The organism is Amycolatopsis sp. NBC_00348 (assembly GCF_036114655.1).
Classification (GTDB): Bacteria; Actinomycetota; Actinomycetes; order Mycobacteriales; family Pseudonocardiaceae; genus Amycolatopsis.
Map to the genome: position 1 here is coordinate 5,024,091 of NZ_CP107994.1, position 16,525 is coordinate 5,040,615.

A 16,525-nucleotide genomic window follows, 5' to 3' on the forward strand; every position below is an offset into this window, starting at 1 on the left:
GAGCACGCGGTGTCCACAGTGACCGCCGGGCCCTCGAGTCCGAAGTGGTAGGACAGGCGGCCGGTGACGACGCTGCCCGAGTTGCCGGTGCCGAGATGCCCGGCGACGTCGTCCTTCGACCGCTCGAGGAGGCTGACGTAGTCGTGGTACATCAGGCCGGCGAACACGCCGGTCCGGCTGCCGCGAATTGACTCCGCCGGGATCCCGGCCCGCTCGAAGACCTCCCACGACGTCTCCAGCAGCATCCGCTGCTGCGGGTCCATGGCCAGGGCTTCACGCGGGCTGATCCCGAAGAACTCGGGGTCGAACTCGGTGACGTCGCGCAGGAATCCGCCGTGGCGGGTGTAGCTCGTGCCCGGGCGTGTGGAGTCGGGGTCGTACAGCGCGTCGAGGTCCCAGCCGCGGTCCGCGGGCATCGGGCCGATCGCGTCCTGCCCGGACTCGACCAGTGCCCACAGCTGCTCAGGACTGGTGATGCCACCCGGGAACCGGCAGCTCATCGCCACGATGGCGATCGGCTCGTCGTCCCTTGTGGTCACTTCCGCGACGGCCTGCTCTTCGGTACCGAACAGGCGTCCGACGATCTCTTCGGCCAGCGCCGACGGTGTCGGGTGGTCGAAGATCAGCGTCGCCGGCAGCCGCAGCCCGGTGGCCGCGTTGAGCCGGTTGCGCAGCTCGATCGCGGTCAGCGAGTCGAAGCCCAGCTCGGTGAACGCCCTGGTCGCGCCGACGGCGGCGGCCGAGGCGAACCCGAGCACCGTCGCGACCTCGTCGCGGACCAGGTCGAGGATCCCGTCCTGGCTCAGCCGCGAGCCGGTCACGGCGACCGCGGTCCGCCGGAGCGGGGCGGTCACCAGGCCGCGCAGCAGCGGCGGCACCTGGCCGGACGCCCGCACGGCGGCGAGGTCCAGCCGGATCGGCACCAGCACGGCGTCCTCTGCGGACAGACCGGCGCCGAACAGCGCGAGACCGTCCTCGGTGGACAGCGCGGCGACGCCCGCGCCGGCGAGCCGGCCCAGGTCCGTGTCGCCCAAGTGCCCGGCCATGCTCGTGCCGGTCGCCCAGAGGCCCCACGCGAGCGACGTCGCGGGCAGCCCGGCCGCACGGCGCTGGGTGGCCAGTGCGTCGAGGAAAGCGTTTGCGGCGGCGTAGTTGCCCTGCCCCGCGCCGCCGAACACGCCGGCCGCGGAGGAGAACAGCACAAACGCGTCGAGGTCGGCGGTCAGCTCGTGGAGGTTCCACGCGGCGTCGACCTTCGGCCGCAGCACCGCGTCGAGACGCTCGGGCGTCAGCGACGACAGCACGCCGTCGTCGAGGACGCCGGCCGCGTGCACCACGGCCTTGAGGTCGGTGATCCCGGCCAGCAGCGCGGCCAAGGCGTCGCGGTCGGCCGCGTCGCAGGCGACGACATCGATCTCGGCACCGGCGCTGACCAGGGCGTTCCGCAGTTCCGCGGCGCCAGGAGCGTCCGGGCCACGACGGCTGGTCAGCACCAGCCGGCGCACGCCGAACTCGGTGACCAGGTACTCCGCCACGGCGGCACCCAGCGCGCCGGTGCCGCCGGTGAGCAGGACCGTGCCGTCGGTGGTGAACGCCGGTGCGGACACCGTCGCCCGGGCCAGCCGCGGCGCGTACAGCTTGCCGTCGCGGACCGTCACCTCGGGCTCGCCGGACGTCAGCGCGGCCCGCAGGTCCTCGGATCCGGCTTCGACGTCCAGGCTGACCAGCGCGAACCGGTCCGGGTGCTCGGTACGGGCCGAGCGGACCAGGCCGTGCACCGCGGCCGCGGCGAGGCTGTCGCCCCGCGTGACGACCGCGAGCCGGGCGTCTTCCGGCTTGGTCAGCCAGTCCTGCAGGACGGCCAGGACGCGGTGGGTGGCCGCACGGACGTCGTCCGGCGTGTCGCCGGTGCCGGCCTGGTCGTACACGTCCCAGTCTGCTGTGGACTGTCCACCAGGGACTTCCACCTGGTCGATCCGGAACAGCGATTCGGGCCGCTTCGCGAGGTCCTCGACCGCCATCGGGCGCAGCACCAGCGACTCGGCCGACACCACGACCGCGCCGGACTCGTCGGCGGCGGTCAGGGAAACCGCTTCCGGGCCGGCCTTCGCCAGCCGGACCCGCAGTGTGCGGGCCCCTTCGGCGTGCAGGCCGACACCCGCCCACGAGAACGGCAGGCGCGCCCGGTCGTCGTCGAGCAGGTCACCCAGGCCGACCGCGTGCAGGGCCGCGTCGAGCAGCGCCGGGTGCACACCGAAGCCGGTGACCTCGACGTCCTCGGGCAGGCTGACCTCGGCGAACACCTCGCCGTCACGGCGCCAGGCCGCGGTCAGGCCCTGGAACGCCGGGCCGTAGCCGAAGCCGGCGGCGGTCAGGTCGTCGTACCGCGAGCCGACCTCGACCGACTGAGCGGCGGGGGGCCACTCGGCGAGCGTCTCGGGGACCTCGGGGGCGTCGGCGGCGATAAGACCACCGACGTTGCGGGTCCACGGCAGGTCGGCCGCGTCCTCGGCCCGCGAGTACAGCGTCAGCTCGCGACGCCCAGCCGCGTCCGCCGCGCCGACCCAGAGCTGGACTTGCACCGCGCCGCGCTCCGGGAGCACCAGCGGGGCCTCGATGGTCAGTTCCTCGACCTGGCGGCATCCGGCGAGGTCGGCCGCGCGCACCGCGAGCTCGACGAACGCCGTGCCCGGCACGAGGATCGCGCCGGCCACCGCGTGCTCGGCCAGCCACGGGTGAGTCTGCGTGGACAGCCGGCCGGTGAGCAGGAACCCGTCACCGTCGGCGCGGCTCACGGCCGCGCCGAGCAGCGGGTGCTCCGCCGCGCCCAGGCCGAGACCGGTGGCGTCGCCCGTAGCGTTGCCCGGCCGCGGCCAGTACCGCACGCGCTGGAACGGGTAGGTCGGCAGGTCGACCTGCGCGGCCACCGGGTACAGGGCCGTCCAGTCGACGGCCGTGCCGTGGACATAGGCCTCGGCCAGCGCCGTGACCAGGGTGTCCGGTTCGGGGCGGCCCTTGCGCAGCGCGGGCGCGAAGGTCGCCTCCGGCAGGATCTCGCGGCCGAGCGCGGTCAGCACGCCGTCCGGGCCCAGCTCGACGAACGTCGTGACACCGGCGGCTTCCAGGGTCCGGATCGCGTCGGTGAACCGGACGGTGTTGCGGACCTGGGCGACCCAGTAGTCCGGCGTCGTCGGCTCGGTCGTCCCGCCGGTGGTGACGAGCGGGATGCGCGGCTCGTGGTAGGTCACCGTCTCGGCGACGGCACGGAAGTCATCCAGCATCGCGTCCATGTGGGACGAGTGGAACGCGTGGCTCACCGTGAGCCGCTTGGTCTTGCGGCCCTTGAACTGTGCCACGACGGTCAGCACGGCGTCTTCGTCGCCGGAGACCACTGTGGACTCGTCGCCGTTGAGCGCGGCGATGGCCACCCGGTCCGACAGGTGTGGCGTGATCTCGGCCTCGGTGGCCTGGATCGCGACCATCGCGCCGCCGGCCGGGAGCGCCTGCATGAGGCGGCCCCGGGCGGAGACCAGCCGCACCGCGTCGGCCAGCGAGAACACCCCGGCCGCGTGGGCGGCCGCCAGCTCGCCGATCGAGTGCCCGGCCAGCGTGCCGGGCGTGACGCCGAAGTGCTCGAAGAGCCGGAACAACGCCACTTCCAGGGCGAACAGGTTCGCCTGGGCGTACTGCGTCTCGTCGACGTCACCGCCGTCGAGGTCGAAGTCGAACTCGGCCCGCACCGCGTCGAACGCCGCGGCGAACACCGGGAACGCCTGGTACAGCTCGCGGCCCATGCCGGCCCGCTGGCTGCCCTGGCCGGTGAAGAGGAACGCCGTGCCGCCGTCGGTGACTTCACCGGTGACGGCACCGGAGAGCCCCGCCAGACCGGCCGGGTCGAGGACGACCGCGCGGTGCTCGAACAGCGAGCGCCGGGTGACGAGCGCCGAACCCAGCTCGGCGACGTCCACTGTGGTCAGCGCCGTGCGCAGACGTTCGGCCTGTTCCCGCAAGGCTTCCGGCGTCCGCGCCGAGAAGACCAGCGGGGTGACGACCGGGGTCTCGACCGTCAGCGGGGCGCTTTCCGGGGCCTGCTCGATGATCACGTGGGCGTTGGTGCCGCTGAACCCGAATGACGACACACCGGCCCGGCGGGTCCGGCCGGTGTCCGGCCAGTCCCGCGTCTCGGTCAGCAGCTCGACCGCGCCGGATGCCCAGTCGACGTGCGGCGACGGTTCGGTGATGTGCAGTGTCTTCGGCAGGACGCCGTTGCGCAGTGCCTGCACCATCTTGATCACGCCGCCGACACCCGCTGCCGCCTGGCTGTGCCCGATGTTGGACTTGAGCGAGCCCAGCCACAGCGGGTCACCCGCACGCTCGGCGCCGTAGGTCGCGAGCAGCGCCTGTGCCTCGATCGGGTCGCCCAGCGACGTGCCCGTTCCGTGCGCCTCGACGGCGTCGACGTCCGAAGTGGACAAACCGGCGTCGGCGAGCGCTTGGCGGATCACGCGTTGCTGGGACGGACCGTTCGGCGCGGTCAAGCCGTTGGACGCGCCGTCCTGGTTGATCGCGCTGCCGCGGACCACGGCGAGCACCGGGTGCCCGTTGCGCTGGGCGTCGGAGAGACGCTCCAGCAGGATCATGCCCGCGCCCTCGGACCAGCCCGTGCCGTCGGCGTCCGCGGAGAACGCCTTGCAGCGGCCGTCGGCCGAAAGCCCGCGCTGGCGCGAGAACTCCAGGAACGCGCCCGGCGTCGCCATCACCGTGGCACCGCCCGCGAGGGCCATCGTGCACTCGCCGTGACGGAGTGCCTGGACCGCCCAGTGCAGGGCGACCAGCGACGACGAGCACGCGGTGTCGATGGTCACCGCCGGGCCTTCGAGCCCGAAGGTGTAGGACACGCGGCCGGAGGCGACGCTGCCCGCGTTGCCGGTGCCGAGGTGGCCGACGTAGTCCTCCGGCGCGGCCTCGAGGAGGTTGGCGTAGTCGTGGTACATGATCCCGGCGAACACGCCGGTCCGGCTGCCCCGCAACGCTTCCGGCGCGATGCCGGCGCGTTCGATGGCCTCCCACGACGTCTCCAGCAGCAACCGGTGCTGCGGGTCCATCGTCACCGCTTCACGCGGCGAGATGCCGAAGAACTCGGGGTCGAAGTTCACCGCGTCGCGCAGGAACCCGCCCTCGCGGGCGTAGCTCGTGCCGACGTGGTCGGGGTCCGGGTGGTACAGCCCTTCGACGTCCCAGCCGCGGTCGGCGGGGAACGGCGTCATGCCGTCCACTCCCCCGGCGACCAGGTCCCACAGCTCTTCCGGGGTCGTGACGCCGCCGGGGAACCGGCAGCTCATCGCGACGATGGCGATCGGCTCGTCGACGGCCAGCACGGTGTTGACCTCGGCCGGACCGTCCACTCCGAACAGTTCGCCCGCGAGGTACGCGGCGAGAGCGTCCGGGGTCGGGTAGTCGAAGATCAGCGTGGCGGGCAGCCGCAGGCCGGTCGCCGTGTGCAGCTTGTTGCGCAGCTCGATCGCGGTGAGGGAGTCGAAGCCGAGCTCGGTGAACGTCCGGGCCGCGCCGACCGCGTCCGTCGAGGCGAACGCGAGCACCTGCGCGACCTCGGTGCGGACCAGGTCGACGAGCGCCCGTTCGCGCTCGGCCGCGCCGAGGGCACCGAGGCGTTGCTCCAGCGACGCGGTGACGGTCGAGACCGCCGTCCGCCGCTTCGACGCGGGCACCAGCCCCCGCAGCAACGACGGCACCGCGCCCCGGGACCGGACCGCAGCCAGGTCCAAGCGCACCGGGACCAGCACGGCGTCCCCTGTGGACAGTGCGGCGTCGAACAGCGTCAGACCGTCCTCGGTGGACAGTGCGCCGATGCCGGCGGCGGACATCCGCCGCAAGTCGGCGTCGGCCAGGTCGGCGGCCATGCTGTCATCGCCGGCCCACAGGCCCCACGCGAGTGACGTTGCGGCCTGCCCGGCGGCGTGACGGCGGTGCGCCAGCGCGTCCAGGTAGGCGTTCGCGGCCGAGTAGCTGCCCTGGCCCGCGCCGCCGAACACCCCGGAGGCCGAGGAGAACAGCACGAACAGGGAAGCGTCGCCGGCCAGCTCGTGGAGGTTCCACGCGGCGTCGACCTTCGGCCGCAGCACGGCGTCGACGCGCTCGGGGGTGAGCGACGCCAGCACGCCGTCGTCGAGGACGCCGGCCGCGTGCACCACGCCGGTCACGGGGTGCTCGGCCAGCAGGGCGGCCAGGGCGTCCCGGTCCGCGACGTCGCAGGCCGCGACGGTCACGTCCGCGCCGAGTTCGGTCAGCTCGGCGGTCAGGTCGGAGAGGGAGTCCGCGGTGGCGGACCGGCTGACCAGCAGCAGGTGCCGCGCGCCGCGTTCGGCGAGCCGGCGGGCGAAGACCGCGCCGAGCGCGCCCGTCGCGCCGGTGACCAGCACCGTTCCGTCGAACGTCGCGGGCTCGTGGTCCGCGACGGTGGCCCGCGCCAGCCGCGGCGCGAGCACTGCTCCGCCGCGAACGGCGAGCTGCGGTTCGCCGGAGGTGAGGATCCCCGGCAGTTCGGCCAGGTCGGCCGTCGTGTCGAGGTCGATCAGCGTGAACCGGCCGGGCTGCTCGGCCTGGGCCGCGCGGACCAGGCCCCAGACCGCGGCACCGGCGAGGTCCGGCACGTCGCCGTCCAGCACCGCGGCCGCGCCGCGGGTGACGACGGCCAGCCGGCTGTCCGGATCGGACTGCCGCTGGAGCGCGTCGAGCACGAGGTGCACCGCCGCGCGGACCTCGTCCGGCGTTTCCCCGCGCGGCACCAGCAGCACCGGGGTGTCCGGGTCGGTGCCGGCGGGCACGGCGACGGCCGTCCAGTCCACTGTGTACAGCGAATGGCGGGCGACGTCGTCGGCCGGAACACCCGAAACCGGGCGCAGGGCAAGGGATTCGACCGACAGCACCGGCTCGCCGGTGGTGTCGGCGGCGTGCACGGACACCGCGTCGGTGCCTGCGGCCGCCAGGCGGACCCGCAGCGTGCGGGCGCCGGTGGCGTGCAGCTCGATGCCGATCCAGCTGAACGGCAGCCTCGCCGTCCCGGTGTCCTCGACGAACGCGCCGAGCCCGACCCCGTGCAGGGCCGCGTCGAACAGTGCCGGGTGCAGGCCGAACCCGGTGACGTCGACGTCGTCCGGCAGCGTGACCTCGGCGAACACCTCGCCGTCCCGTCGCCAGGCCGTGGTCAGGCCCTGGAAGACCGGGCCGTAGCCGAGCCCGCCGGCCAGCAGGCCTTCGTAGAGCGCGGAGACGTCGACCGGTTCGGCACCGGACGGCGGCCATTCGGCCGCGAACGGCGTCGCCGCCCCGGTGCCGGGGGCAAGTTCACCGGTGGCGTGGCGCACCCAGGGTGCGTCGCCGGTGCGGGAGTGCACGACGAGCGAGCGGTGGCCCGACTCGTCTTCGGCACCGAGCGAGACCTGCACGACGACGCCGTCGGCCGGGACGACCAGCGGTGCCTCGAGGACCAGCTCCTCGACGCGGTCACAGCCGGCCGGTTCGCCGGCGTGCAGCGCGAGGTCGGCGAAGGCCGTCCCGGGCAGCACGACGACGTCGCGCACGGTGTGCTCGGCCAGCCACGGGTGGGTCTTGAGCGAGAGCCGGCCGGTGAGCAGGAACCCGCCGTCGTCGGCCCGGGCGACGGCCGCGCCCAGCAGCGGGTGGTCCGCCGCGCCGAGGCCGGCCGCGGTCAGGTCCCCGGTGCGGGTGCCCGGCTTCGGCCAGTACAGGTCGCGCTGGAAGGCGTAGGTCGGCAGGTCGACGTGTTGCCCGGCGCCGCCGAGGACGGCGGTCCAGTCGACGTCGGCGCCGTGGGCGTGGGCGGTCCCGAGCGCGGTGACAGCGGTGAGCGCCTCCGGCCGGCCCTTGCGCATGGCCGGGACGAAGGTCGCGTCGGGGACGATCTCCTGGCCGAGTGCGGACAGCACGCCGTCCGGGCCCAGCTCGACGAACGTCGTGACGCCCCGGGCCGCGGCCGTGCGGACGCCGTCGAGGAAGCGCACGGCCTCCCGGACGTGCCGCACCCAGTAGTCCGCGTCGAACTCGGTCACCAGCTCACCGGTCACGTTCGAGACGATCGGTATAACCGTCTTACCGTAAGACAGAGACTCAGCTATACCGCGGAACTCCGCGAGCATCGGGTCCATCAACGGCGAGTGGAACGCGTGGCTCACCTTGAGCCGCTTGGTCTTGCGGCCCTTGAACTTCCGGGCGACCGCCCGCACCGCCTTCTCGACGCCGGAGATCACGGTCGAGTCCGGGCCGTTGAGCGCGGCGATGCTCACCGCGTCCGAGAGGTGTGGCGTGATCTCGTCCTCGGTGGCCTGGATCGCCACCATCGCGCCGCCTTCCGGCAGCGCCTGCATGAGCCGTCCGCGGGCCGACACCAGCGTCACGGCGTCGGTCAGGGACAGCACGCCCGCGACGTGCGCGGCCGCCAGCTCACCGATCGAGTGGCCGACCAGCACGTCCGGCCGCAGGCCCCACGACTCGTAGAGCCGGAACAACGCGACTTCCAGGGCGAACAGGGTCGCCTGGGTGTACTGCGTCCGGTCGATCTCCGTGGTGTCGAGGTCCAGGTCGAACTCGGCGCGGATCGCGTCGAAGGCCGCCGCGAACACCGGGTACGTCTCGTACAGCTCGCGGCCCATGCCGAGCCGCTGACTGCCCTGTCCGGTGAACAGGAACGCCGTCCCGCCCGTCCCGGCTTCGACGGCCTCGGCCGTCGACAAGCCGGTCAGCAGGTCGTCAGCGCTGGCGCCGGTGATCACCGCACGGTGCTCGAACCGGGTGCGGACGTGCAGCGAGGCCGCGACGTCCGCCGGGGCGAACCCGGCCGTCAGGTGCTCGCGCAGCCGCGCGGCCTGGCCGGCCAGCGCGGCCGGCGACTTCGCCGACAGCACCAGCGGGACCACCGCCGGCGCCGGGACCTGCGGCTTCGGCGCGGGTTCCGGGGCCTGCTCGATGATCGCGTGGGCGTTGGTGCCGCTGAACCCGAACGACGACACCGCCGCGCGGCGCGCCCGTCCGGTCACCGGCCAGGCTCGCGCCTCGGTCAGCAGCTCGACGGCGCCCGACGCCCAGTCGACGTGCGGCGACGGCTCGTCGGCGTGCAGGGTCTTGGGCAGTTCGCCGCTGCGCAGCGCCATGACCATCTTGATCACGCCGCCGACACCCGCGGCCGCCTGGCTGTGGCCGATGTTCGACTTGAGCGAGCCGAGCCACAGCGGGTCGCCGGTGCGCTCGGCGCCGTAGGTCGCGAGCAGCGCCTGCGCCTCGATCGGGTCGCCCAGCGACGTCCCGGTGCCGTGCGCCTCGACGACGTCCACATCGGACGGTACGAGACCCGCGTTGGCCAGCGCCTGCCGGATCACACGTTGCTGTGACGGACCGTTCGGCGCGGTCAGGCCGTTCGACGCGCCGTCCTGGTTGATGGCGCTGCCGCGCACGACCGCCAGCACCGGGTGGCCGTTGCGCTGGGCGTCGGAGAGGCGCTCCAGCAGGATCATGCCCGCGCCTTCGGACCAACCCGTGCCGTCGGCGTCCGCGGAGAACGCCTTGCAGCGGCCGTCGGCGGCGAGGCCGCGCTGGCGGGAGAACTCGATGAACGCGTTCGGCGTCGCCATGACCGTCACGCCACCGGCGAGCGCCATGGTGCATTCGCCGTTGCGCAGCGCCTGAAGCGCCCAGTGCAGGGCGACCAAAGAGGACGAACAGGCGGTGTCCACAGTGACCGCCGGGCCTTCGAGCCCGAAGGTGTAGGCGACCCGGCCGGAGGCGATGCTGCCCGCGTTGCCGGTGCCGAGGTGGCCTTCGTAGTCCTCGTCCGCGCCGTCGAGCAGCGCGGAGTAGTCGTGGTACATCACGCCGGCGAAGACGCCGGTCTTGCTGCCGCGCAACGCTTCCGGCGCGATGCCGGCGCGTTCGAAGGCTTCCCAGGACGTCTCCAGCAGCAGCCGGTGCTGCGGGTCCATCGTGACGGCCTCGCGTGGCGAGATCCCGAAGAACACCGGGTCGAAGCCGCCCGCGTCGTGCAGGAACCCGCCTTCGCGCGAGTAGCTGGTGCCGAGGTGGTCGGGGTCCGGGTGGTACAGACCGTCGAGGTCCCAGCCGCGGTTGTCCGGGAACGTCGTGATGGCGTCGCCGCCGGCCGCGACGAGGTTCCACAGCTGCTCGGGTGTCGTGACACCGCCGGGGTACCGGCAGCTCATCGCGACGATGGCGATCGGGTCGTCGGAACCGGTGGCCGCGACGACCTCGACGGCTTCCCGGCCGCCGAACAGTTCGGTGTGGACGTGTCCGGCGAGCGCGTCCGGTGTCGGGTAGTCGAACACCAGCGTCGCGGGCAGCCGCAGGCCGGTGGCCGTATGCAGGCGGTTGCGCAGCTCGATCGCGGTCAGCGAGTCGAAACCGGCGTCGCGGAACGCCTTGGCCGGGTCGACCTCGTCGCCCGAGTCGTAGCCGAGCACGCCCGCGACCTCGCTGCGGACCAGCGTCAGCAGCCGGTCACGCTGCTCGTCGGCGGCCAGCCCGGACAGGCTGTCCGCGAACGCCCCGGCCGCGCCGGTCGTCGCCGCGACCCGTCGCGCCGGAGCGCGGACCAGGCCACGCAGCAACGGCGGGACCTCGCCGGTCGCGGCGCGGATGGCCGCCGGGTCGAGGTGCACCGGCAGCAGGACCGCGCGGTCCGCCGCCAGCGCCGCGTCGAACAACGCCAATCCGTCCTCAGTGGACAGTGGCGCGGTGCCGGCCCGGACCAGCCGGGCGACGTCGGCCTCGCTGAGGCTGCCCGCCATGCCGCCGTCCCACAGGCCCCAGGCCAGGGACGTCGCCGGCAGACCGGCCGCGCGCCGCTGCTCGGCGAGCGCGTCGAGGTAGGCGTTGGCCGCGGCGTAGTTCGCCTGCCCCGCGCCGCCGAACGTCCCGGCGACCGAGGAGAACAGGACGAACGCGTCGAGGTCGGTGGTCAGGTCGTGCAGGTTCTGCGCCGCGTCCGCCTTGGCGGCCAGCACGGTCGCGAGGCGTTCGGAAGTGAGGGATTCGACGAGGCCGTCGTCGAGGACGCCCGCGCTGTGCACCACCGCGGTCACGCGGTGTTCGGACAGCAGATTTGCAAGGCCATCACGATCGGCGACGTCGCAGGCGGCGATCGTCACGTCGGCGCCGAGTTCACGCAAGCGCGTCGCCAGCTCGGCCGCGCCGGGCGCGTCCGCACCACGACGGCTGGTGAGCAGCAGGTCCCGGACGGCGTACCGGGTGACCAGGTGCTCGGCGAACAACGCGCCGAGCGCGCCGGTACCGCCGGTGACCAGGACAGTCCCGTCTCCGAAGTGGACGTCCGTTTCGGACAGTGCGGCCCGCGCGAGGCGGGGCACCGTGAGCACGCCGTCACGCACCGCGATCTGCGGTTCGCCGGTGGCCACCGCGGCGTGCAGTTCCGCGGGACCGGCGGTCGTGTCCAGGTCGACCAGGACGAACCGGCCCGGGTGCTCGGCCTGCGCCGAGCGGACCAGGCCGTGGGCCGCCGCGGCGGCGGGGTCGGCGTCGCGGGTCACGACGACGACCGTCGCCTCGGTGGGCAGCCACGTCTGGACCACGGCGAGCGCGGACACGGCGTCGGCGACCGGCGCGATGACGAAGCCGTCGGCTTCCGGCCAGCCGTCCGGGACGGCCGTTTCGGGCCTGGGGACAGTGGTCCAGTCGATCTGGAACAGCGAGCTTCGGGCGATCCCGCCGGTGAGCTGACCAGCGGAAACCGGCCGCAACACCAGGGAGTCGGCCGAGAACACCGGCGCCCCGGCCGGGTCGGCGACGTGCACCGACACCGCCTCGGCGCCGGTCGCGGCGAGGTGGACGCGCAGTGCCCGGGCGCCGGACGCGTGCAGCGAAACGCCGGACCAGACGAACGGCAGGCGCGCGCCACCTTCGGCCGGGAGGGCGCCGAGGCCGATGCCGTGCAGGGCCGCGTCGAGCAGCGCCGGGTGCAGGCCGAACCCGGACAGTTCGACGTCCTCGGGCAGGCTGACCTCGGCGAACACCTCCGTGCCGCGGCGCCAGGCCGCGGTCAGGCCCTGGAACAGCGGGCCGTAGGCCAGGCCGGCCGACTGCAGGCCGTCGTACAGCTCGGTGACGTCGACGGCCTCGGCGCCGGCGGGCGGCCACTCGGCCGGGGTCGCCGGGATCGGGGCGCCGGTCGCGGCGAGCACGCCGCCGGCGTGGCGGACCCACGGCTCGCCGTCCGGTCGCGAGTGGACGGACAGGGTCCGGCGCCCGGACGTGTCGGCCGCGCCGACGGTGATCTGGACGGCGACACCGCCCTGGGCCGGGATGACCAGCGGCGCTTCGAGCGTCAGCTCTTCGAGGCGGTCGCAGCCGACCTCGTCGCCCGCGCGGATCGCGAGCTCGACGAAGGCCGTCCCCGGCAGCACGGTGACGCCGTGGATCGCGTGCTCGGCCAGCCACGGGTGCGTCTGCGCAGAGAGCCGCCCGGTGAAGACCAGACCGTCTCCTTCGGCCAGCTCGACGGACGCGCCGAGCAGCGGGTGGTCGGCCTTGCCGAGCCCGAGACCGGAGGCGTCCGCGGCGGACGCCGCGCTGTGCAGCCAGTAACGGCGACGGCGGAAAGCGTAGGTCGGAAGGTCGATAGTGCGTGCCCCCGACCCGGCCCACAGCCGCGTCCAGTCGACGTCGGCGCCGCGGACGTCGGCCTCGGCGAGCGCGGTGAGCAGCGTGTCCGGTTCGGACCGTCCCTTGCGCAGGACCGGGACGAACGTCGCGGTCGCGGCGATCTCCTGGCCGAGCGCGGACAGCACGCCGTCCGGACCCAGCTCGACGAACGTCGTGACGCCGCGGCTTTCCAGCGTGCGCACCGCGTCGAGGAACCGGACCGCGCCGCGGACCTGGTCCACCCAGTAGTCCGACGACGTCACGTCACCATCCACGGTGGACACGATCGGGATACGCGGCTCGGCGAACGTCAACGTCTCCGCGACCGCGCGGAACTCCTCGAGCATCGGGTCCATGAGCGGCGAGTGGAACGCGTGGCTCACCGTGAGCCGCTTGGTCTTGCGGTCCGCGAAGTGCGCTGCGACCGCCAGCACGGCGGTTTCGTCGCCGGAGATCACCGTCGACATCGGACCGTTGAGCGCGGCGATGCTCACCAGGTCCGACAGGTGTGGCGTGATCTCGTCTTCGGTCGCTTGGATCGCGACCATCGCGCCGCCGGTCGGCAGCGCCTGCATGAGACGTCCCCGCGCGGACACCAGCTTGACCGCGTCGGCCAGTGAGAAGACACCGGCGACGTGTGCCGCGGCCAGCTCGCCGATCGAGTGCCCGGCGACGAAGTCCGGCCGGACGCCGAAGTGCTCGAAGAGTCGGAACAGCGCCACTTCCAGGGCGAACAGCGCCGCCTGGGTGTGCTGGGTCTGGTGCAGCTCGTCGGTGTCGAGCGCCACGTCGAAGTCGAACTCGGCGCGGATCTCGTCGAACGCGGCCGCGAACACCGGGAACTTTTCGTACAGCTCACGGCCCATGCCGAGCCGCTGGCTGCCCTGGCCGGTGAAGAGGAACGCCAGCGAACCCGGCGACACCGCACCCGTCACGACACCGCCGGACTCACCGGCGGCCAGCGCGGCCAGGCCGCGCAGCAGCTCGTCACGGTCCACACCGGACACCACCGCCCGCAGCGGCATCCGGCTGCGTGTGGTCACCAGGGAGTGGGCGACGTCGAGCGCGTCCTGCTCCGCGGCGACGGCGTGCAGACGCGACGCCTGCTCGCGCAGGGCGTCCGCGTCCCGCGCCGACAGCACGAACGGCGTGGCGATCGCAGGCTTCTCCCCCACGATCGGCTCGGCGAAGTCCGGTGCCTGCTCGATGATCGTGTGCGCGTTGGTGCCGCTGATGCCGAAGGACGACACCGCGGCGCGCCGCGGCCGTCCGGTCTCCGGCCACGGCGTCCGCTCGGTGAGCAGCTCGACCGCGCCGGCTTCCCAGTCGACGTGCCGCGAGGGTTCGTCGACGTGCAGGGTGGCCGGCAGCTCGCCGTGCCGCATGGCCATGACCATCTTGATGATCCCGGCGACCCCCGCGGCGGCCTGGCTGTGGCCGATGTTGGACTTGATCGAGCCGAGGTACAGCGGGTCGCCGGTGCGGCCGGCGCCGTAGGTGGCCAGCAGGGCCTGGGCCTCGATCGGGTCGCCCAGGGTGGTGCCGGTGCCGTGCGCCTCGACGGCGTCGACGTCCGAAGTGGACAGACCGGCTGAGGCGAGTGCTTGCCGGATCACGCGTTGCTGCGACGGACCGTTGGGCGCGGTCAAGCCGTTCGACGCGCCGTCCTGGTTGATCGCGCTGCCGCGCACCACCGCGAGGACCTGGTGGCCGTTGCGGCGAGCGTCGGAAAGCCTTTCCAGCAGCAGGAGACCGGCACCCTCGGACCAGCCGGTGCCGTCCGCCGCCTCGGCGAACGACTTGCACCGGCCGTCCGCGGCGAGGCCGCGCTGGCGGGAGAAGTCGACGAACGTCGTCGGCGTCGACATCACCGTGACACCGCCGGCCAGCGCCATTTCGCACTCGCCGTTGCGCAGCGCCTGCGCGGCGAGGTGCAGCGCCACCAGCGAAGACGAGCACGCGGTGTCGACCGTGACGGCCGGGCCTTCGAGCCCGAAGGTGTACGCCAGTCGTCCGGAAAGGACACTGCCCGCGTTGCCGGTGCCGAGGTAACCTTCGACCTCCTCCGGGATCTCCGGCAGGCGTGCGGCGTAGTCGTGGTACATCAGCCCGGCGAACACACCGGTCCGGCTGCCCCGCAACGCTTCCGGCGCGATGCCGGCGCGTTCGAAGACCTCCCACGACGTCTCCAGCAGCAGGCGCTGCTGCGGGTCCATGGCGAGGGCCTCACGCGGGGAGATGCCGAAGAACTCGGCGTCGAACTCGTCCGCCTCGTGCAGGAACCCGCCCTCGCGGGCGTAGCTCGTGCCGCTGTGGCCGGGCTCGGGGTGGAACAGTTTCTCGAGGTCCCAGCCGCGGTTGACCGGGAACGGCGAGATCGCGTCGGCGCCGGTCGACACCAGCCGCCACAGGTCTTCCGGCCCACGGATGCCGCCGGGGTACCGGCAGCTCATCGCCACGATGGCGATCGGCTCGTCGACGTCGACCGCGCGGACCGGTGCCACCGCGACCGGCTCGGCCGAGCCGAGCAGCTCGGTGCGCAGGTGCGCGGCGAGGGTTGTCGCGTTCGGGTAGTCGAACACCAGGGTGGCCGGCAGTCGCAGACCGGTGGCGGTGTTGAGGCGGTTGCGCAGGTCGACCGAGGTCAGGGAGTCGAACCCGAGCTCCTTGAACGCCTTCCCGGCGTCCACCGCGTCGGACGAGTCGTAGCCGAGGGCGGCTGCGACGGTCTGGCGGACGACGCCGAGCAGGGTGCGCTCGCGCTCCGCCTCATCCATAGTGGACAACCGGTCGGCCAACGCCGAGCCACTCGCGACGACGTCGGCCGTCACCACGCGGCGGGTGGTGGTCCGGACCAGACCGCGCAGCACGGCCGGCACCGCGGTGCCCGGGTCGCGCAGGGCGGCGGCGTCCATCCGCATCGGGACCAGCGCGGCCTCGCCGGACGCGAGCGCGGCGTCGAACAGCACGACGCCCTCGTCCGCGGCCAGCGCGGCGACGCCGGCGCGGTTCATCCGCCGCCGGTCCGCCTCGCCAAGCCCGCCGGCCATACTGCCGCCGTCGGCCCACAGGCCCCAGCCCAGCGACGTCGCCGGCTGCCCGGCGGCGCGACGGCGCGCGGCCAGGGAGTCGAGGAACACGTTGGCGGCCGCGTAGTTCGCCTGGCCGGCGGCGCCGAACACGCCGGAGGCCGAGGAGAACAGCACGAACGCGGACAGGTCCGTGGTGAGTTCGTGCAGGTTGAGCGCCGCGTCGACCTTCGGCCGCAGCACGGTGTCGATCCGCTCGGGGGTGAGCGTGCCGACGACGCCGTCGTCCAGCACCCCGGCGGTGTGCACAACGGCGGTCAGCGGGTGCTCGGCCGGGATCGCCGCGAGGACCGCGGCGAGGGCGTCACGGTCGGCGGCGTCACAGGCCACGAACCGGACTTCGGCGCCCAGTTCGGCGAGTTCGGCCGCGAGGGCGTCGGCGCCTTCGGCAGCGCTGCCGCGACGGCTGAGCAGCAGCAGGTGCCGCGCGCCGTGGCGGGTGACGAGGTGGCGGGTGAACAACGCGCCCAGCGCGCCGGTACCGCCGGTGACCAGCACCGTGCCGTTGACGTCCATAGTGGACTCTTCAGTCACCGGGAGCGCGGCCCGCGCCAGGCGTGGGACGTACGTCTCCCCCGCACGCAGAGCGAGCTGCGGTTCGCCGGTCGCCAGGGCGGCGGCGACGGCCTGCTCGTCATCGGTGTCGGTGTCCAGCAGGACGAGGCGGTCCGGGTTCTCGGACTGCGCCGACCGGACCAAGCCCCAGACGGTGGCGGCGGCCAGGCCGGGGA

General features: G+C 73.6%; 1 protein-coding gene (running past both ends of the window). It reads right to left on the bottom strand.

All 16,525 nt of this window come from inside a single coding sequence — locus OHS58_RS21500, type I polyketide synthase (protein ID WP_328649606.1), on the bottom strand. Of the gene's 47,157 coding nucleotides, 17,251 precede the window and 13,381 follow it; the stretch shown corresponds to coding positions 17,252–33,776 (codon 5,751, partial, through codon 11,259, partial); the first complete codon in reading order (the gene reads right to left) occupies positions 16,521–16,523. Both codon boundaries (start and stop) fall beyond the window edges.